Raw genomic sequence first — 18392 nt, 5'->3', positions numbered from 1 at the left:
CTTCCGCATCACACCAGCATCTTGCCCTTCTCGTCGATCACGGAACCGATATCGGCCCCGGTCTCGCCGAGATAATCGTTGAGAAGCATCTCGTTATGCGCCTTGCCGGACGGGATCATCGGGAAGCAGTTCTCGGTCTTGTCGACGATGCAGTCGAAGATGACCGGTCGGTTCACGTTGATCATCTCGACGATCTTCGCGTCGAGCTCGCCCGGCTTATCGCAGCGGATGCCGACCCCGCCGTAAGCTTCCGCGAGCTTCACGAAATCGGGCAGAGACTCCGAATAGCTGTGCGAATAGCGTCCGCCGTGCAGCAGCTCCTGCCACTGGCGCACCATGCCCATGTACTCGTTGTTGAGGATGAACACCTTGATCGGCAGGTTGTACTGCAAAGCGGTCGACATTTCCTGCAGCATCATCTGGATCGAGGCTTCGCCTGCGATGTCGATCACGAGCGCGTCGGGATGCGCCAGCTGCGCGCCGACGGCGGCGGGCAAACCATAACCCATCGTGCCGTGGCCGCCCGACGTCATCCAGCGGTTCGGCTCGTCGAACCTGAAGTATTGGGCCGCCCACATCTGGTGCTGGCCCACCTCGGTGGTGACGTAGGTCTCGCGGTCCCTGGTCAGTTCATAGAGGCGCTGGATTGCATATTGCGGCTTGATGGTTTCGTTCGAATTGCGGAAGGCCAGGCAGTTCCGGGCGCGCCAGCCTTCGATCTTGCCCCACCAATCCTTGAGAGCCGTCTTGTCGGTTTGCTGGGCGTTCTGCCGCCACAGGCGCAGCATGTCCTCCAGCACGTGGGCGCAATCGCCGACGATCGGGATGTCCACCTTCACGGTCTTGTTGATGGAAGACGGATCGATGTCGACATGAATGCGCTTGGAGAAGGGCGAGAAGGCATCGAGGCGACCCGTGATGCGGTCGTCGAAGCGCGCGCCGATGTTGATCATCACGTCGCATTCGTGCATCGCCAGATTGGCCTCGTAGGTGCCGTGCATGCCGAGCATGCCGAGCCACTGCTTGTCGGAGGCCGGATAGGCGCCAAGCCCCATCAGCGTCGAGGTGATGGGAAAGCCCGTGAGCCGCACGAGCTCGCGCAGCAGCGTCGAGGCATGAGGCCCGGAATTGACGACGCCGCCGCCGGTGTAGAACACTGGACGCTTGGCATTGGCCATCAGTTCGACGGCTGCGCGGATATGGTCCATGTCGCCCTTGACGGTCGGACGATAGGTCTTGTGCTGGTTGCTCAGCGGCCGGGCATAAGAACCGGTCTTGAATTGGATGTCCTTCGGCAGGTCGACAACGACCGGTCCCGGCCGGCCGTTCTGCGCCACATAGAAGGCCTCGTGCAGGACGCGCGGAAGGTCTTCGATGTTTTTGACCAGATAGTTGTGCTTCGTGCAGTGGCGCGTGATCCCGACCGTGTCGCATTCCTGGAATGCGTCCGAGCCGATGAGATGGGTCGGCACCTGGCCGGTGATGCAGACCAGCGGGATCGAATCCATCATCGCGTCCGCCAGACCCGTGATCGCGTTCGTCGCGCCGGGACCGGAGGTCACCAGCACCACGCCGGGCCTGCCGGAGGAGCGGGCATAACCTTCGGCTGCGTGCACTGCTCCCTGCTCGTGTCGGACAAGGACATGGCGCACCTTATCCTGGTGGAAGAGCGCATCGTAGATCGGAAGCACCGCGCCGCCCGGATAGCCGAAGATATGCTCAACACCCTGATCCTGCAGGGCTCGGATCACCATTTCGGCTCCGGTCATCGTCTCGCTCATCTCAACTGCTCCCTGGGGTCTTTCGCATCACTGTCTTGGAATCTGGGCAATAAAAAAGGCCCCTGAGGGGGCCTGTGCGCCATCGCCGGACCTGCGGGTCAATCCCGCTCCGTCGATGGCGCTCGTACTACGAGAATAAGCTTGCGCATGAGGGCAGCTCTCGGTTCAAAAGTTGCGCCGACGCTAAACGATCCGTTTCATTCGGTCAAGCGGGGAGAACTTGGCTCAAGCCGGCTTAGCTTTTGCCAAACGCCCCCTATTTTAGTCGTATGACCACGACCGATTCGATCTCCTCGACCGGCGCACCGATGCAGAACCTGCGCCTCACGGCCCGCGCCCTGCTTCTGGGGGACCGCCTCGACGTGGCGGGGCTGGAACGCAGCGACGTCCTGTCCATCACGCCCCTCGCCTTCCGGGCCGGACAGGACGGCTTCGTCGCCCTCTTCCGTTACGGCGTCGCCGTTCTCGTCGGCCTCACGCCTCTGGAGGAGGACGAGGTCATCCGCAGCCTGCGTCAGCGCATTCAGGGCGAGTTCGCCCGGCACGAGGAGGAGACGGCGATCATCGAGATCTCTCCGGAAAGGGACGACCAGATTCCACCGGGCGGTCCGATCTACATCAAGCAGCTTTCGACCGAGAGGCTGATCGTCATTGCGGATGCCCTGTCCAAGAGTGCTGCCCTTGCCCGCGATGAACGGGAGGCCGCCGCCGTGTTCGACATTGTCGAGCCGGCTGCCCGCCATCTCGCCGAGAAGGGGCGCCGCCCGCCCGGACGGCGGGAAATCCTCAAGCATGTGGGCCATGCCCTCCTGGTCCGCCAGCGCGTCTCCGGCCGGGTCGCCGTCGAGGAAAAGCCCGACGTTCTCTGGGATCGTCCGGATCTGGAGCGTCTCTACGCGCGCCTGGAGGACGAATATGAACTGAAGGAGCGCGCCACCTCTCTTCACCGCAAGCTTGAGGTGATCGGCGATACGGCTCAGGCTCTCACCGACATCATCGACACAGAGCGCTCCTTGCGCCTTGAGCTGATCATCGTGCTCCTGATCGTGTTCGAGATTTTCATCACCTTCTACCAGATGTTCACGGGTACTCCGGGGCATTGAGCCGAGCCATCACGGCCTCAAAGCCCCGCTCCGGCTCGACCCATTGCCAATCGGGCAGTTGATGGCGAAACCACGTGAACTGGCGCTTGGCATAGCGTCGCGTGTCTCCCTGCCCCTTGGCGATGGCCTCGTCGAGCGGGATTTCGCCGCGCAGGTAGGCCAGAAGGCCGGGAACGCCGTGCGCCCGCATGGCCGGCAGCATGGGATCGAGGTTCTGCTCGCCCAAGGCTCGGACTTCATCCAGCGCCCCTCGGTCAATCATGGCGAGAAAACGCCCGTCGATGCGCCGGCGCAGATCGTCCCGCTCCGGCGCCAGGAAGAGCTTGATGACCGGAACATCCGACAAAGGCCCCGGCTGGCGAGCTCCGTGGAAGGAGACGAGCGGCTGGCCGGTCGCCGCGAAGATCTCCAGGGCCCGTTGGATCCGAAGGCGATCGGAGGGGCGCAGGGTCCGGGCCGTTTCCGGGTCGCGCTCTGCCAGGAGGCGGTGAAGCTCGGGCGTCTCAACACCTTCGCTGTCCCGTCGAACCTGCTCGCGCACCGCCTCCGGGACGGATGGCATGTCGGACAGCCCCTCCGTCAGGGCCTTGAAGTAGAGTCCGGTCCCGCCCACGAAGATCGGCAGCTTCCGGCCCTCGATCTCTTGCAGGACCCGGATGGCATCAGCCACATAGCGCCCGACGGAAAAATTCACGGCGGCGTCCACATGGCCGTAGAGCCGATGGGGCGCCTCAGCTTCTTCCTCGGACGTGGGGCGGGCGGTGATGACCCGCAGGTCCCGATACACCTGCATGGAATCCGCATTGATCACCACGCCATCAAGGGCTCGAGCCAGTTTGATGCCCAGTGCGGACTTGCCTGATGCGGTCGGCCCTGCGATGAGAATCGCGCCGATCCCAAATCCACTCACAGCCAGGTCTCCCAATGGCGTCTTCCTCGAATTCCCTCGTTGCGACCCTCATCGCCAACCCGTCCCGGCCGGTTCTCACGGATGAAGTCCTGATGCTGGCCGCAGCGTCGCTCGGACATGAGACGGAACGCTCCATCCTGGCAAGGGGAATCGCCGCGGACCTGATCGTCTCAGGCCGGCCCGAAGCCAAAGCCATCGAAGACACCCTGCGCCAGGCCCTCGATGGCCAGCCCATCGATATCGTCGTGCAGCCACTGGCGACCCGCCGCAAGCGCCTGTTCCTGGCGGATATGGATTCCACCATGATCGGCCAGGAATGCATCGACGAACTGGCCGATTACGTTGGTCTCAAGGCGGAAGTCTCCGAGATCACCGAACGGGCGATGCGCGGCGAGATCGCCTTCGAGCCGGCGCTTCGCGAGCGCGTGGCGCTGCTGAAAGACCTGCCGGTCAACGTTGTCGACGAGATCATCGAGAAGCGCATCACCTTGACGCCCGGGGGCGCGGCTCTCGTCCAGACCATGCGGGCCAACGGCGCTTATACCTGCCTCGTCTCCGGCGGCTTCACCCTGTTCACGGGCCCCATTGGGGCCAAGATCGGCTTCAACGAGCACCGCTCCAACCACCTGATCCTCGATGGTGAGAAGCTCGCCGGCGCGGTCGAGGAACCGATCCTGGGCCGCGAGGCGAAGCTCGCGACCCTGATCGAACTGCGCGAACGCCTTGGCCTCGCTCATCACGAGACCATCGCCGTGGGAGACGGTGCCAACGACCTCGCCATGCTGGGCGAAGCGGGCCTCGGCGTCGCCTTCCGGGCGAAGCCTGCCGTTGCGGCAGCGGCCCATGCGCGGATCGATCATGCCGATCTGTCAGCACTTCTGTATGTGCAGGGGTATAGCGACACCGAGGTCGATTAACCTTTCGTAAGTTCTTGTATAAACTAAACTTTTTAATGGGAGCAGGAAAAAATCTCGTTGCTGTAATGAATTATATAACATATTGATATGCTAAGATTCCTATGGGAGCCTTTGCCATGTCGATGACGAACAGGATCTACGGCACGACCGAAAATGATGAGCTCGTCGGAACGAGCGGGAGTGATTTCATCGCAGGTTACGACGGGAGCGACATCCTTGATGGAGGAGCCGGCTCCGATTGGCTGAACGGCGGCAACGGCCACGACATCTATCGATGGGATCCCGTTACCGGAGGCCGCGACCGCATCGACGATCAGGATGGGAACTATACCATCCAAATCGATGCGCTTGCCTCGGAACTGACGTTCTCGTCCTTAAACATGGATGGACGCAGCCTCCGAATTCAATTCGGACATACCGCTCATCTCGATGTAGCTCAGTTTTTTTACAGCAACGGGCCTCTCCAAGCGATCGTCTTTGCTGACGGCACCACATGGAATCGTGAGCAGGTTCTGGCGGCGCTGACCGGCCCGCTGATTCCGTCCGAAAACATAGGCCCTGAAATCCTTCGCCTCGACGGCGGACGCGTCACGGAAGGATACCCGGGCTTTGATCCAGCGGTCGGCTGGGTCCGCGCGCATGACGAGAATGGCGACGCGTTGACCTATACTCTCCTGGACGATGCGGGCGGCCGCTTCCGTCTTGATGGTCATACTGTCCGCGTCGCCGATTGGAGTCTCATCGACTACGAAACCGCGCGCTTCCACAATATTCGGGTTCTCGTGACGGATTCCTCAGGCGCAACGGCCGAAGAAACCTTCACCCTTGAGATCCTCGACCGTGTGATTGAGCCTCCGCCACCTCCACAGAACCAGGCTCCGAATGATCTCTTCGTCTGGGCCGCGGACGTGCCGGAGAATGCACAAGGGGGATACGCAGTCGGTCAGATTTTCGGCAGCGACCCGGACGGGGATCAGCTCACCTATCGTATCATCAATCAGGACAGTCCTTTCGTTCTGAAAGGGAACCAGATCTTTCTCCGTGAGGGCGCCGTTCTCGATTACGAAACACGCCCAGTGCAGATCGTGACGATCGAAGCGTCCGATGGCCGTGGCGGAACGCTGACGCGGACCTTCGACATCAAGATCAAGGATATGCCGGAGAGCCCGCCGCCAAACATCATCTATGGGACGGAAGGCCGCGATGACATATTCGTGGATCAGGGCGACGTACAGGTCTATAGCCTCGGCGGTGGCGACACCATCCTTACATTTAATGGCAACAACTCGCTCAACGGCGGCGCAGGCGACGACTACATTGTTGCATATGATGGGAACAGCTCGCTCAATGGCGATGCAGGCGACGACTATCTTGAAGCCGGCAACGAGAACGATACGCTCGATGGCGGCTCAGACAGTGACGTTCTATGTGGTGGCGACGGTGACGATACCTATATCTGGGGCGCCGAGTCCGGCACCACCGATCAGATCCTCGATATAGGTGGCGTTGACATCCTGAAGATCAACGGCACTGCCGATGAGTTTAGCTTCAAGCGGTCGTTTCACAGCAGTCTGCTTATCACAAAAGGACCGGAATCGACCGGAGCCCATCTGAACATTCAAGCTTATTTCGATGGCGATACGAAAAACCCGAGTATTGACCACATCGTTTTCTCGGACGGAACAGTCTGGCACTACGAAGACATTCTGAAGGCCGTCGAGAACCCGCCGCAGAACCATGCGCCGGAGGTTCTCCTGATCGGTGGCTACGTTCCGGAGAACGTGCCGTCCGGGACCTATGTCGGCAACATCTATGTCGCGGATCCGGACAACGACCCGGTTCAGCTGGAACTCGTCGACAATGCGGGCGGACGATTTACTCTCGACGGTCACCGGCTGCTCGTTCTCAACGGGTCCAAGCTCGATTACGAAACGGCCATGGCTCACGACATCTGGGTGCGGGCGACGGACAGCCATGGAGGCATGACCCTCAAGCGGTTCACCATCACCGTCACCGACGTGAACGAAGATCAGAACCCGCCCCCGGACAATCAGGATCCGACCATGCTGATGCTGGATGGGGTTCAGGTCCTGGAAAACTCCCCCACAGGTGCAGTCGTCGGCTATCTGCATGGCGCCGACCCGGACGGCGATCCTCTGAGCTTCAGCCTGCTCGACGATGCCGGCGGGCGTTTCAAGATCGAACACAATCGGGTGGTCGTGGCGGATGGAACGAAGCTCGACTACGAGACGGCGCAGACGCACCCGATCCGCGTCCAGGTCAGCGACGGACGGGGCGGTTTCAGGGAAGCGACGTTCACCATCCATGTTCGTGACCGGCCCGATACGCCGCCGAGCAACCAATCCCCAGAGATCGAGGACTTGCTTGGTTCGATCGTGCTGGAGAATGCCGCAACCGGCACGATTGTGGGAACTGTTGCAGCTCACGATCCCGACGGGGATCCGCTGACCTACGAGCTGCTCGACAACAGCGACGGCCGCTTCAAAATCGAGAACAACACGATCGTCGTCGCGGATGGCAGCCGCCTCGACTACGAGGCGAGCTCCTCGCACACGGTGCGGGTCCGCGTATCCGACGGCCGCGGCCTTTCGGACACGAAGGTCTTCACCATCATCGTGAAGGACGTCAACGAGAACCCGCCTCCGCCGGACAACCACGCACCCACCGACATCGTTCTGTCCGACGATGCGGTTGCCGAGAACAGCGACAACGGCACGGTCGTGGGGCTTCTCATCGGCAAGGATCAGGATGCAGGCGACAACCTGACCTATACTCTTCTCGACGATGCGGGCGGTCGCTTTGGGATCGTCGGCGATGAACTGGTGGTGAAGAACGGCGCGAAGCTCGACTATGAGACGCAAGCGTCTCACGTGGTGCAGGTCCGCGTGACCGATTCGCACAATCTCAGCTTCGTGAAGTCCTTCGTCATCCAAGTCGAGGACGAGGAAGACGAATCCACCGATGGTTCCGACGGCAACGACACCATCGTCGGAGGCGCGGGCGAGGACGTCTTCTCCGGAGGCCTCGGGAACGACCTTCTCACCGGCGGAGCAGGGAATGACTCCCTCAGCGGCGATGCCGGTGCGGACCGGCTCTTTGGCGGCCAGGGCAAGGACGTCATCTCCGGCGGTCTCGGCGCCGATACGCTGACAGGCGGCGCAGGAAAGGACGTCTTCGTCTTCGATACCAAGCCTGGCGCAGGAAATATCGATCGGATCACCGACTTCTCGGTCAAGGACGATACGATCCATCTCGCCAAAGCCATCTTCAAGGCCGCCGGCCCCAAAGGTAGCCTGTCCAAAGGCGCGTTCTGGATCGGCTCCGAGGCGCACACCACCTCGGATCGCATCGTCTACGACGCGGATAACGGCAAGCTTTTCTATGATGCGGATGGAACCGGGAGCAAGGAAGCTGTGCAGATCGCCTTGCTGAAGAAGGGTCTGGCACTCACGGCGAAGGACTTCCTGATCATCTGATCCCGCCAATGCGCATAAGCAAAGTGTCGAGAGGGCGAGCCTCAGGATCGCCCTTCTCATCACGTAGGTCTTGATCAGACGTTGTGCAACTGAACCCGCCTGACGATCTCAGCCACGATCGACGGATCGGCGATTGTCGAGGTGTCGCCGTGGTTCTCGTAATCGCCGGCGGCAATGCGGGTGAGGATGCGGCGCAGGATCTTGCCCGAGCGGTTCTTAGGCAGATGCGGCGCCCATTCGATCCGGTCCGGCGTGGCGATCGGACCGATGCGGGTACGGACGACCTGGACGAGGTCGCGGCGCAGCTCGTCGCTCTCGGTAATCCCCTCTTTCAGCGTCACGAAGGCGAAGATGCCCTGGCCCTTGATCTCGTGAGGCATGCCCACCACGGCAGCCTCCGCCACGGCGGGGTGCGACGCCAGAGCGGACTCGACTTCCACGGTCCCGAGCCGATGGCCCGAGACGTTGATCACGTCATCCAGACGGCCTGTGATCCAGTAGTCGCCATCCTGGTCGCGCCGCGCGCCGTCGCCGGTGAAATAATAGCCCGGGAAGGTGCTGAAGTAGGTTTTCAGGAAACGTTCGCGATCGCCGAGAATCGTGCGGGCCTGTCCGGGCCATGAATCGGCGAAGCACAGATGGCCGGCTCCCTCGCCTTCCACAATGGTTCCATCACCATTCAGAAGCGCCGGTCGCACGCCGAAGAAGGGCTTCGTTGCCGAGCCCGGCTTCAGGTCCGTGGCGCCGGGGAGCGGGCAGAGGAGAACGGCACCGGTCTCGGTTTGCCAGTAGGTATCGACAATCGGGCATCGCCCTCCCCCGACGACCTCGTGATACCAGAGCCAGGCTTCCGGGTTGATCGGCTCGCCCACGGATCCCATGACCTTCAGCGACGACAGGTCGTGCCTGCGCACCGGGGCCTCTCCATCGCGCATGAGGGAGCGGATGGCGGTCGGCGCCGTGTAAAAGATGTTGACCCTGTAGGTCTCGATGATCTGCCACCAGCGGGAGGCATCCGGCCAAGTCGGCACGCCCTCGAACAGCACGATGGTGGCGCCGTTCGCGAGCGGTCCGTAGATCAGGTAGGTATGCGCCGTCACCCAGCCCACATCCGCCGTGCAGAAGTGGATGTCGCCCGGGTGGTAATCGAACATCGCCCTAAAGCTTGCGGCCGCATGGACGAGATAGCCGCCGGTGGTGTGCAGCATGCCCTTCGGCTTACCCGTGGAGCCCGAAGTGTAGAGCACGAAGAGCGGGTCCTCGGCGCCGACCTCGTCGGGCTCGCACACGTCGGACGCTTCGGCCAGAGCCTCGTCGTACCAGCGGTCGCGCCCGGCTTGCATGGGAACCTCGCGCCCGGTGCGGCGCACCACGAGCACGTGCTCGACGAAGGGAAGGTTTTCGAGCGCGGCATCGGCGTTCTTCTTGAGCGGCACGGGCTTGCCGGCCCGCATTCCCTCGTCCGCCGTGATCAGCACCCGCGAGCGGCAATCCTCGATGCGGCCTGCCAGAGCTTCCGCCGAAAAGCCGCTGAAGACCACGGAGTGGACGGCCCCGATCCGGGCGCAGGCCAGCATGGCCGCGACGGCCTCAGGCACGACGGGAAGATAGACGCTGACGAAATCGCCTTTCCTGACCCCAAGCACCTTCAGGGCATTGGCAAGGCGGGAGACCTCCTGCTGAAGGCTCCTCCAGGAGACCGTCCGGGTGTCGCCAGGCGTGTCGCCCTCCCACAGGATCGCCGCATCTTCACCGCGCTCGTGGGCGTGCCGGTCGAGACAATTGAACGAAGCGTTCAGCGTTCCGTCCGCGAACCATTCGATGGTCACGTCGTCGAGCGAGTAATGGGTGTTCTTCACCCTCGTGAAAGGCTTCATCCAGTCCAGGATCTGTGCCTGCTCGCGCCAGAAGCCCTCCGGATCGGCGAGGGAGCGCTGATAGAGATCCCGGTAGGTCTGCGCGTCCACATGCGCGGTTGACTGCAGGGCGGCAGGAACGGGGAAGACGTGCTGGGTCATGGGCTCTGATCGTGCACACCGGCTCGGTCGGAGCCGATAGTTCGTGGAGGGACGGAGCGCTTCCATTCCCCAGAGCAGGACGCTATGTCAACCATATTGTTCTAAATAAAGAACGATAGACAAAGAAAAAGGGCGGCCGAAGACCGCCCTTGATGATGCTGAACGATCGTCGCCTACTCGATCGAGAGGGCGACGAAGCGTACCTCACCCTGGGCATTGGCCACCAGGAGCAGCGCGGACTTGCGGCCCTGCGCCTTGAGATCGTCGATCTTCTTGGTCACGTCGGCTGGGTTCGTCACGGGCTCCTGATTGACCTCGACGATGACCTCACCGGCCTGAATTCGCTTGTCGGAGGCCGAAGAGTTTGGGTCGACGCGGGTGATCACCACGCCCTTCAGGTCGTCCTTCAGGCTGAAGCGGCGGCGAAGCTCGTCCGTCATGCCGGACATGTTGAGGCCGAGCGCCTGGCGGGTGACCGAGGGCGGTTCGGTCGAGGGCTGCTGCAGGCTGGCCTGCTTCTCGGTGTCCTCGAGACGGCCCAGGGTGACCTGCTTTGTCATCTCCTGGCCCTTACGGACGATGGCCACATCGACGGCCTTGCCGACGGGGCTCGACGCCACGATTCGCGGCAGGTCGCGGGAATCCTTGACCTCCCGGCCGTCGAAGCGAACGATCACGTCGCCAACCTCAAGGCCTGCCGGCTTGGCGGGACCCTTCTCGTCGATGCCGGCGATCAGGGCGCCGCGCGCCGTGCCGAGGTTCAGCGCCTCGGCGGTGGCGTCATCCACGTTCTGGATGCGCACACCGAGCCATCCGCGCCGGGTCTCGCCGAACTGGCGCAACTGGTCGATGATCGGGACGGCCGTGGATGCGGGCACCGCGAAGCCGATGCCGACCGAGCCGCCCGTCGGGGAGAGAATGGCCGTGTTGATGCCGATGACCTCGCCGTTCATGTTGAAGAGCGGGCCGCCGGAATTGCCCTTGTTGATGGAGGCGTCGGTCTGAATGTAGTTGTCGTAGGGGCCGGAATCGATGTTGCGGCCGCGGGCCGACACGATGCCTGCCGTCACGGAGCCGCCGAGGCCGAAGGGATTGCCGATCGCCATCACCCAGTCGCCGGGGCGGATGGACTCGGAATCGCCGAACTTCACCGCCTTGAGAGGCTTGTCGGACTTCACCTTCAGAACGGCCAGGTCGACCTTGGAATCCTTGCCGACGATCTCGGCCTTCAGGCGCGTGCCGTCCGGGAAGATCACGCTGATGTCATTGGCATCGCCGATCACGTGGTTGTTCGTCACCACGATGCCCGACGGGTCGATCACGAAGCCGGAGCCGAGAGAGTTCGAGCTGCGCGGCCGCGAGGGACCGCTCTCCCCGTTGCCGCCTTGGCCGCGGCGGTTGAAGAACTCCTCGAAGAGATCCTCGAACGGAGTTCCGGGCGGCAGCTGAGGGAGGGTCCGGTTGCGGGCCTCGACGGTCGTCGAAGCCGAGATGTTGACCACGGCGCCGGTGACCTCCTCGGCCAGATCGGCAAAGGATTCAGGCGCGGAACGGGCATAGGCGGGCAGCGGCATGGCAGCCGTTGCGACAATCGTGAAGACCGCGAAGCAGGACGCGGCCAACCGGCGCAGGGGACGCTGGGGCAGCGCCGTCTTGGAAGGCGCCAGCGCATTCGTGGCTGTGTTCATCGATAAACCTCTCTCGGAGAATAGGCATATAGATTGGTATTTGGCCCCGCCATTCAAGCGGATATTGCAGCGGAGGCTTGGCCGCCGCTTAGCCGAACTGCCGCACCAGCCAGATCACCCCGAGCCCGATGAGCGCCGATATGATCCCGACGATCCGCATCTGGTCGCTCGGGCTGTGGGCCGCCTCGTACATGGCCCGACGCATGCCGTCCGGGAAGGCCGCAAACAGGATGCCCTCGACCGCGAGAGCGAGGCCGAGGGCTGCAATCAGGTCCATCATCAGGGGCTATTGGGCTGGAGCCGGCTGGACCGGCGCTGGAGCGAACCGGTTCGCGCCTCCACCATTCCTTCGACCGGCAGGGTCGTTGAAATAGCGGAAGAAATCGGAATCCGGGCTCAGCACGAGCCGGGTATCCGTTCCCTTGAGACCGGTTTCATAAGCCTGCATCGAGCGGAAGAAGGAGAAGAACTCCGGATCCTGCCCGAAAGCCTCCGCCAGAATGCGGTTGCGGTTGGCATCGCCCTCGCCGCGCAGCTCCTCGGCCTTCTGATTGGCCTCGGCCCTGATGATCGTCGCCTCGCGTTCGGCCCTGGCGCGGATGGTCTGCGCCTGCTGGTTGCCGTTGGCGCGAAGATCCGCCGCCTCGCGCTCACGCTCGGTACGCATCCGCTGATAAACAGCCTGGCTGTTCTGGCTGGGCAGATCGACGCGGGTGAGACGCACGTCGACCATCTCGATGCCAAGGCTTGCCGCCTGCCGGTTCACGTCGGCTTGAATGCGGTTCATCAGGTCTGCACGCTCGGTGCGGACGATGGCATCGCGCGAGGCGCTTGCCAGGATGTTGCGCATGGCCGAGTTGGTGAAGCTCTGCAGGCGCTGGTTGGCAAGCGCGATATTGCCGACAGCCTGATAGAACCGCAGCGGATCGACGATGCGATAGCGCGTGAAGGCATCGACCTCCAGGTTCTGCCGGTCGGCCGACAGGATGGTCTGGACCGGCAGGTCGAGATCAAGCACGCGCTTCTCGAAAAAGGTCACAGTGTCGACCAGCGGCATCTTGAACTTCAGGCCTGGCTCCGAAATAGCGGATTGCACCGCACCGAAGCGCAGAACCAGCGCGTACTGGGTCTGCTGCACGATGAACGTCGCGCTGTAGAGAACGATCGCCACGAGAACGAGTGCAATCAGGACCACTGTGCGAAGAGTAGAACCGTTCATCGCGTGGCTCCCTGCGGGTTGGTGGCATTGCCCTGCGGCTGCGGGCGCTGGTTCTGCTGGGTGAGAGGCAGGAAGGGCACGACGCCTTGTCCGTTCTGGTCGACGATGATCTTCTCGAGCCCGCCGAAGACACGCTCCATGGTCTCGAGGAAGATACGCTCGCGGCTGACCTCCGGAGCCTTGCGGTACTCTTCATAGACCTGGCGGAAACGGGCCGCCTGACCGGTCGCGTCGGCCACCGACTGTTCCCGGTAGGCCTCGGCCTGCTGCACGGTGCGGGCAGCCTCGCCTCGGGCCTCGGGCACCACGCGGCTGGCGAAGGCGCCGGCCTCGTTCTGGACGCGCACCGCATCCTGCTGGGCGGCGTTCACGTCGAAGAAGGCCTGGCGCACCTCTGACGGCGGCTGGACGGCCTGGAGCTGAACCACGTTGATCAGGACGCCGGCGCCGTAGGCATCGAGGGCTTCCTGCATGATCTGGCGCACTTCCTGGGCGACGCTGGCCTGCTCGGTGGTCAGAATGGCCTGGATGTTGCGGCGGCCGATGACCTCGCGCATGGCGCTCTCGGCCACGGACTTGATGGTGCCGTCAGGGTTCTGGAGATTGAAGACATAGTGATCCGGTCGTGCGGGATTGACCTGCCAGACCGCATCGAAATCGATATCGACGATGTTCTCGTCGGCGGTCAGCATCAGGCTTTCCTCGATCACGTCACGGGCCCGTCCCTGCCCGGTCGGCGTGGAGCGGTAGCCCACCTCGACGCGCTGCTGCGCGGTCACGTTCGGCTTGATCACGCGGCCGATCGGGTACGGCAAGTTGTAGCGCAGACCTTCTCCAGAGGTTCCCGTGAACCTGCCGAAGATCATGTTGATGCCGACCTCGTTCGGCCGCACCGTGTAGAAGCCGGTGAGCAACCAGACGGCGATCACGCCCAGAGCGAGGATGATCAGCCCCCTGCCCCCCATGGAGCCACCGGGGATGAAGTCTTTCAGGCGATCCTGGCTGCGGCGCAGAATGTCTTCGAGGTCGGGGGGAGTACCGTTCCCCTGAGGGCCGCCGGAGCCCCATGGGCTCTTGCCGCCTCCCGATCCGCCACGTTGCCCCCAGGGGCCGCCGCCGCCGCTTTGGTTACTCCAAGGCATAGGACGCCTTTCCTCACTCTTGATGAACGGCCGAGACAGCCGTTGAAACCTCTAGACGGTTGTGGGTGTTACCTCTTCCGCCTGTCAAGCCTGCGAATTGGGGATTGCAGAGAGCTTCGTCAACCTTGAACAGGGTCAGGGACGTCGTTCGAGATCAATAAAGGTAAACGGATGCTCGTCATCGGGCCCCTTCGGATGGTCTTCACGCCTTGTCTCGCTGAATCGTGACCGGTCGAAATCAGGAAAGACGGCATCGCCCTCGGGCGCAACATGAACCTTCGTCAGGAATATGCTCTGCACCTGCGGGAGAGCCAGAGCATAAATTTCCGCTCCCCCGGCAACCGCGATGGAATTGGCCCCCATCTCGGCCGCAAGCTTGGCCCCCTTGGCCACGGCCTCATCCCAGGTATGGACCACATGCACCCCGTCGGCCGCGAAATCCGCATCGCGGGTCAGCACGATCGTCTCCCGTCCCGGCAGGGGCTTGCCGATGGACTGGAAGGTCTTGCGTCCCATGATCATCGGCTTGCCCATGGTGAGCCTACGGAAGCGTCCGAGATCAGTCTTGATGCGCCAGAGGAGTTGGTTGTCGCGCCCGATCACACCGTTCTCGGCAACGGCGACGACGAGGATGAGAGGGATGGTCATGCGATCCGCCGGGGTGTGATGTTCATCCTGATCCATTCAGCAAATTCTTCTTCACCCATGGCGCCGGCAGCAAGGTCGATCATCGTGCGATAGGCGTCAGGCTGAGAAGCCACGAGATTGAAGCCGTTGAGCTTCAGAAAACCCACATAGGCGATAAAGGCTGCTCGCTTGTTCCCGTCGATGAAGGGATGGTTCTTGCTCAATCCGAAAGCATAAGCTGCCGCAAGGTATTCGGTGCGCGTTTCGCCCCGATAGGACCAGGCATTGACGGGTCGTGCCAAAGCGGAATCCAGCATTCCCTCATCGCGCAACCCCTCCGCACCACCGAAAAGACGCAAGGATTCGGCGTGCTTGAGCAGTAATGCTTGGCGCTTGATCCATCTTGGTTCCGTCATTTGGACAGGGCGTCGAGGGTCTCGCGGTACTCGACGATCACCTCATCCATCGCCTTCAGTTGCTCCTGCACTTCAGGATCAAGCGGTGTCAGAACGATCCCCGTTGCTGTCTCGACCACGTGCAGGTGATCGCCCTTGCCCACCTTCAGACGGTCAAGGATGGATCTTGGAAGAACGACACCAAGAGATGAGCCAACCTGGGTTACCTTGACTTCAACTGTCATGACTAAGCCTCACGAGCAGAAACGATTATAACGAAAATAATAATGAGAATGCAATCTACTAGCCTTCCGCCAGCTGTCTCAGCGCCTCGCCGGTCATCCGCTGCACGGTTCCATCATCCAACGGAACGGCCCCGATGGAGCGGTAGACCCGCAGGGCCCGCTCGTTCCAGTCCAACACCCACCATTCGAGACGGGTCAAGCCTTCATCGATGCAGCGGCGGGCGAGATGCTTCAGCAGCGCTCGCGCGACCCCCTTCGAGCGGAAGGCCGGGCTGACGAAAAGGTCTTCCAGATAGACCCCGTGGCGGCCACGGATGGTCGAGAAGTTGTAGAACCAGAGGGCAAAGCCGGCAGGTTGCCCTTCCCACTCGGCGATATCCGCGAAGACCCTTGGATTTGGGCCGAAAAGCGCATTCGCGATATCTGCCTCGGTGGCATCGACCTCATGGGCCAGATGCTCGTACTCGGCGAGTTCGCGGATGAATCTGAAGATCACCGGAGCATCGCGCTCTTCGGCTCTGCGGATGACGAGACTCATGCAGCTGTTGTGTCGGAAGTGATCGCTGCTGTCGAGCCTATTCGGGTTCGTCTTCGGCTTGAACGCGTCGTGGAGAGCCCCATTCCTCCAGGATGGCATTCATGTCGTCGAGCACGAAGAAGCGGGCGCTCTCCTGGTCGTAGCCGTCGTCCAGCAGCGCGTCGTAGTCGGTCAGCCTGTGCCGGATATAGGACGTCAGCGACAGCCAGGCGGCCGTTTCGGGCGAAGCGGTGTGCAACCCCCGGCTGCCCAGGGCATGATCGGTCACAGCCTCGAATTCGTGCCGCGTGATGCGCGGGGCCAGAATGCGGACGGCGCTCTCGATGGCTTCGCGCCGATTCATCTGGCTTCAGACTGCCACAGGCGCCTTGATAGCCGGATGCGGATCGTAATCTTCGATGGCGATGTCGTCATAGGTGAAATCGAAGAGCGAGCGGACGGACGGATTGAGACGCAACTTCGGCAGAGCCCGCGGTTCCCGCGAGAGCTGGAGGCGCGCCTGCTCCAGGTGGTTCAGGTAGAGATGCGCATCCCCGAAGGAATGGACGAAATCGCCGGGCTGCAGCCCCGTTGCCTGCGCCATCATATGCGTGAGCAGCGCGTAGGACGCGATGTTGAACGGAACGCCCAGGAACACGTCCGCCGAGCGCTGGTAGAGCTGGCAGGAGAGCCGCCCCTCCGCAACATAGAACTGGAACAGGCAATGGCAGGGCGCGAGCGCCATCTTGTCGAGGTCTGCCGGGTTCCAGGCGGAGACGATCAGGCGGCGGCTGTCGGGGTTGCGGCGGATCTCGTCGAGCACCCAGCGGATCTGGTCCACCGTGCCGCCGTCGGGCTTCGCCCAGGAGCGCCATTGCTTGCCGTAGACGGGGCCAAGATCGCCGTTCTCGTCGGCCCACTCGTCCCAGATCGAGACGCCGTTCTCCTTGAGATAGCGGATGTTGGTGTCGCCCTTCAGGAACCACAGCAATTCATGGACGATGGAGCGCAGGTGCAGCTTCTTGGTGGTGACGAGCGGAAAGCCTTGACTGAGATCGAAGCGCATCTGGTGGCCGAAGACGGAAATCGTCCCGGTTCCGGTCCGGTCGTCCTTGCGGACGCCCTCGTCCATGATGCGGCGGATGAGATCGAGATAGGCTTGCATGGGGTGCTCCTGGCCCAATCATACGGCAGCGGCTCCGTTCCGCCGAGTCGGGACTTATCCATTTCTGTGAATCAGTTAACCCCCCGAAGGTGACAATGGGACACACGGATGAGGCGGGTGTCTATGTCACACTTTCATGGGTGTCGCGGCGATCCTCGCCCTTTCAAAATTCATCCGTGCCACCTATATTGGAGTTGTCGGTCTCACGACCGACTATGGCGATAAACGGCTATCGGAATAAACCCATCGGACCCGGGGGCGGTACCCGGCGCCTCCACCAAAGCCCAGACTCAGCTTGGGTTTCGGCGGGGGCGAAATAGGATCGACGAGGGCGTAAAGGGTAGACTTTCGCTCGGCATGGTTCCGCCGTTATCGGGCCGAATCTATAGTTGCCAACGACAACTATGCTCCGGTTGCAGTGGCTGCGTAAGCGGTCCCTAAAGCCGACTCAAAGCCCTTGCGGTTAGCACCGTAAGGCGGGGTCCGGAGGCACCTGGCAACAGAAGCCTCCACTTTTGTTTCTGCAAGGGCTCGCTTATGGCCGGTGGTAAAGACCTGATCCGCTACGATCTTCTGGTGCAGGACGCGCTCAAGGGCGTCGTGCGCAAGGTGCTGATCGATGCCAAGGATGGGCTGCCGGGCGAGCACCATTTCTACATCTCCTTCCAGACGGATTTCCCCGGCGTTCGCCTCTCGAACCGCCTGCGCGAGAAATATCCTCAGGAGATGACCATCGTCCTGCAGCACCAGTTCTGGGACCTCAACGTCACCGAGCACACCTTCGAGGTCGGGCTGTCCTTCTCGGGCATCCCGGAACGGCTGCTCATTCCGTTCGATGCGCTCACTGGCTTCTTCGACCCATCCGTCCAGTTCGGCCTCAAGTTCGACAGCCAGGACGAGGATGAGGAGGACGAGACCGACGAGGCTCCCGCCATTCCGCAGCCGATCCGCGGCACCGCCTCCGAACCGGTCGAGCTGAAGCAGCCTCGCAAGCCTCTGCCGGCGGCGGAGAAGAAGCCCGCTCCCGAAAAGGCGCCTGCGGCAAAGGCCGAGACCGAATCTCGGGACGACAAGGCCGATCCATCGGAGACGGGCGCTCCCGGCAGCGCCGAGGTGGTCAGCCTCGACGCCTTCCGCAAGAAGAACTGAGCCTTCCGACTTCTTCCTG

17 protein-coding genes and 1 other RNA gene are annotated in these 18392 nt (G+C 62.3%); 5 read left to right on the top strand and 13 right to left on the bottom strand.

The genetic code is table 11. The features are described 5' to 3' along the window. Nucleotides 1–8: 8 nt before the first annotated feature. Nucleotides 9–1781: an acetolactate synthase 3 large subunit gene (locus tag VB672_RS02060; RefSeq protein WP_329782497.1), complete on the bottom strand. Its 1773-nt coding sequence runs from the start codon at nucleotides 1779–1781 to the stop codon at nucleotides 9–11. Between the two features lie 269 nt (nucleotides 1782–2050). Between VB672_RS02060 and VB672_RS02055 the strand changes: the two genes are divergently transcribed. Then, on the top strand, nucleotides 2051–2884 hold the full coding sequence (locus VB672_RS02055) for an RMD1 family protein (protein ID WP_329782496.1): 834 nt from the start codon (nucleotides 2051–2053) through the stop codon (nucleotides 2882–2884). Here the strand turns inward: VB672_RS02055 and miaA are convergent. Further along, nucleotides 2862–3809 (bottom strand): tRNA (adenosine(37)-N6)-dimethylallyltransferase MiaA, encoded by a 948-nt coding sequence (gene miaA, locus VB672_RS02050; RefSeq protein ID WP_329782495.1) that lies wholly within the window; start codon nucleotides 3807–3809, stop codon nucleotides 2862–2864. The genes VB672_RS02055 and miaA overlap by 23 nt on opposite strands. Here miaA and serB point away from each other — a divergent pair. Next, nucleotides 3809–4711: a phosphoserine phosphatase SerB gene (gene serB / locus VB672_RS02045; protein WP_329782494.1), complete on the top strand. Its 903-nt coding sequence runs from the start codon at nucleotides 3809–3811 to the stop codon at nucleotides 4709–4711. The genes miaA and serB overlap by 1 nt on opposite strands. Nucleotides 4712–4827: 116 nt before the next feature. Then, nucleotides 4828–8208: a cadherin domain-containing protein gene (locus VB672_RS02040; protein ID WP_329782493.1), complete on the top strand. Its 3381-nt coding sequence runs from the start codon at nucleotides 4828–4830 to the stop codon at nucleotides 8206–8208. 74 nt (nucleotides 8209–8282) lie between these two features. Here the strand turns inward: VB672_RS02040 and acs are convergent, their stop codons facing one another. From acs to VB672_RS01985, 11 genes are all read right to left on the bottom strand, one after another. Then, complete coding sequence (acs, locus tag VB672_RS02035; RefSeq protein ID WP_329782492.1) at nucleotides 8283–10226, bottom strand: acetate--CoA ligase; 1944 nt, start codon at nucleotides 10224–10226, stop codon at nucleotides 8283–8285. A gap of 173 nt (nucleotides 10227–10399) precedes the next feature. Further along, on the bottom strand, nucleotides 10400–11914 hold the full coding sequence (locus tag VB672_RS02030) for a DegQ family serine endoprotease (protein ID WP_329782491.1): 1515 nt from the start codon (nucleotides 11912–11914) through the stop codon (nucleotides 10400–10402). An 88-nt stretch (nucleotides 11915–12002) separates the two neighbouring features. Next, the gene (locus tag VB672_RS02025) at nucleotides 12003–12194 is read right to left on the bottom strand and encodes a DUF2065 domain-containing protein (RefSeq protein WP_329782490.1); all 192 of its coding nucleotides are present in this window, start codon (nucleotides 12192–12194) and stop codon (nucleotides 12003–12005) included. Between the two features lie 6 nt (nucleotides 12195–12200). Further along, nucleotides 12201–13133 carry a protease modulator HflC gene (gene hflC, locus VB672_RS02020; protein ID WP_329782489.1) on the bottom strand — a complete coding sequence of 311 codons (933 nt, stop codon included), beginning with the start codon at nucleotides 13131–13133 and terminating at the stop codon, nucleotides 12201–12203. Continuing rightward, nucleotides 13130–14275, bottom strand: coding sequence for an FtsH protease activity modulator HflK (gene hflK / locus VB672_RS02015; protein ID WP_329782488.1), 1146 nt, complete (start codon nucleotides 14273–14275; stop codon nucleotides 13130–13132). Before hflK ends, hflC begins: the two co-directional genes overlap by 4 nt. Nucleotides 14276–14410: 135 nt before the next feature. Continuing rightward, complete coding sequence (locus VB672_RS02010; protein WP_329782487.1) at nucleotides 14411–14923, bottom strand: dihydrofolate reductase; 513 nt, start codon at nucleotides 14921–14923, stop codon at nucleotides 14411–14413. After that, entirely contained in the window at nucleotides 14920–15318 is a 399-nt protein-coding gene (locus VB672_RS02005) for a type II toxin-antitoxin system death-on-curing family toxin (RefSeq protein ID WP_329782486.1), read from the bottom strand. The genes VB672_RS02010 and VB672_RS02005 overlap by 4 nt, the downstream gene beginning before the upstream one ends. Then, the gene (locus VB672_RS02000) at nucleotides 15315–15542 is read right to left on the bottom strand and encodes an AbrB/MazE/SpoVT family DNA-binding domain-containing protein (protein ID WP_329782485.1); all 228 of its coding nucleotides are present in this window, start codon (nucleotides 15540–15542) and stop codon (nucleotides 15315–15317) included. Before VB672_RS02000 ends, VB672_RS02005 begins: the two co-directional genes overlap by 4 nt. Before the next feature lie 58 nt (nucleotides 15543–15600). Beyond that, nucleotides 15601–16080 (bottom strand): GNAT family N-acetyltransferase, encoded by a 480-nt coding sequence (locus VB672_RS01995; RefSeq protein WP_329782484.1) that lies wholly within the window; start codon nucleotides 16078–16080, stop codon nucleotides 15601–15603. 37 nt (nucleotides 16081–16117) lie between these two features. Continuing rightward, the gene (locus VB672_RS01990; protein ID WP_329782483.1) at nucleotides 16118–16423 is read right to left on the bottom strand and encodes a DUF2293 domain-containing protein; all 306 of its coding nucleotides are present in this window, start codon (nucleotides 16421–16423) and stop codon (nucleotides 16118–16120) included. A gap of 6 nt (nucleotides 16424–16429) precedes the next feature. Then, nucleotides 16430–17224 carry a thymidylate synthase gene (locus tag VB672_RS01985; protein ID WP_329782482.1) on the bottom strand — a complete coding sequence of 265 codons (795 nt, stop codon included), beginning with the start codon at nucleotides 17222–17224 and terminating at the stop codon, nucleotides 16430–16432. A 157-nt stretch (nucleotides 17225–17381) separates the two neighbouring features. Here VB672_RS01985 and ssrA point away from each other — a divergent pair. Continuing rightward, nucleotides 17382–17738: a transfer-messenger RNA gene (gene ssrA, locus VB672_RS01980) on the top strand. Between the two features lie 23 nt (nucleotides 17739–17761). Next, complete coding sequence (locus VB672_RS01975; protein WP_329782481.1) at nucleotides 17762–18373, top strand: SspB family protein; 612 nt, start codon at nucleotides 17762–17764, stop codon at nucleotides 18371–18373. Nucleotides 18374–18392: the final 19 nt, after the last annotated feature.

It is taken from the genome of Microvirga sp. CF3016 (assembly GCF_036314085.1).
Classification (GTDB): Bacteria; Pseudomonadota; Alphaproteobacteria; order Rhizobiales; family Beijerinckiaceae; genus Microvirga.
This window is presented reverse-complemented; position numbering and strand designations above follow the sequence as displayed.

Excerpts from the sequence above, each read along its gene's own strand:
- VB672_RS02060 (WP_329782497.1), bottom strand. The coding sequence starts at position 1,781 with ATGAGCGAGACGATGACCGGAGCCGAAATGGTGATCCGAGCCCTGCAG.
- VB672_RS02055 (WP_329782496.1), top strand. The coding sequence starts at position 2,051 with ATGACCACGACCGATTCGATCTCCTCGACCGGCGCACCGATGCAGAAC.
- serB (WP_329782494.1), top strand. The coding sequence starts at position 3,809 with ATGGCGTCTTCCTCGAATTCCCTCGTTGCGACCCTCATCGCCAACCCG.
- VB672_RS02040 (WP_329782493.1), top strand. The coding sequence starts at position 4,828 with ATGTCGATGACGAACAGGATCTACGGCACGACCGAAAATGATGAGCTC.
- acs (WP_329782492.1), bottom strand. The coding sequence starts at position 10,226 with ATGACCCAGCACGTCTTCCCCGTTCCTGCCGCCCTGCAGTCAACCGCG.
- VB672_RS02030 (WP_329782491.1), bottom strand. The coding sequence starts at position 11,914 with ATGAACACAGCCACGAATGCGCTGGCGCCTTCCAAGACGGCGCTGCCC.
- VB672_RS02025 (WP_329782490.1), bottom strand. The coding sequence starts at position 12,194 with ATGATGGACCTGATTGCAGCCCTCGGCCTCGCTCTCGCGGTCGAGGGC.
- hflC (WP_329782489.1), bottom strand. The coding sequence starts at position 13,133 with ATGAACGGTTCTACTCTTCGCACAGTGGTCCTGATTGCACTCGTTCTC.
- hflK (WP_329782488.1), bottom strand. The coding sequence starts at position 14,275 with ATGCCTTGGAGTAACCAAAGCGGCGGCGGCGGCCCCTGGGGGCAACGT.
- VB672_RS02010 (WP_329782487.1), bottom strand. The coding sequence starts at position 14,923 with ATGACCATCCCTCTCATCCTCGTCGTCGCCGTTGCCGAGAACGGTGTG.
- VB672_RS02005 (WP_329782486.1), bottom strand. The coding sequence starts at position 15,318 with ATGACGGAACCAAGATGGATCAAGCGCCAAGCATTACTGCTCAAGCAC.
- VB672_RS02000 (WP_329782485.1), bottom strand. The coding sequence starts at position 15,542 with ATGACAGTTGAAGTCAAGGTAACCCAGGTTGGCTCATCTCTTGGTGTC.
- VB672_RS01995 (WP_329782484.1), bottom strand. The coding sequence starts at position 16,080 with ATGAGTCTCGTCATCCGCAGAGCCGAAGAGCGCGATGCTCCGGTGATC.
- VB672_RS01990 (WP_329782483.1), bottom strand. The coding sequence starts at position 16,423 with ATGAATCGGCGCGAAGCCATCGAGAGCGCCGTCCGCATTCTGGCCCCG.
- VB672_RS01985 (WP_329782482.1), bottom strand. The coding sequence starts at position 17,224 with ATGCAAGCCTATCTCGATCTCATCCGCCGCATCATGGACGAGGGCGTC.
- VB672_RS01975 (WP_329782481.1), top strand. The coding sequence starts at position 17,762 with ATGGCCGGTGGTAAAGACCTGATCCGCTACGATCTTCTGGTGCAGGAC.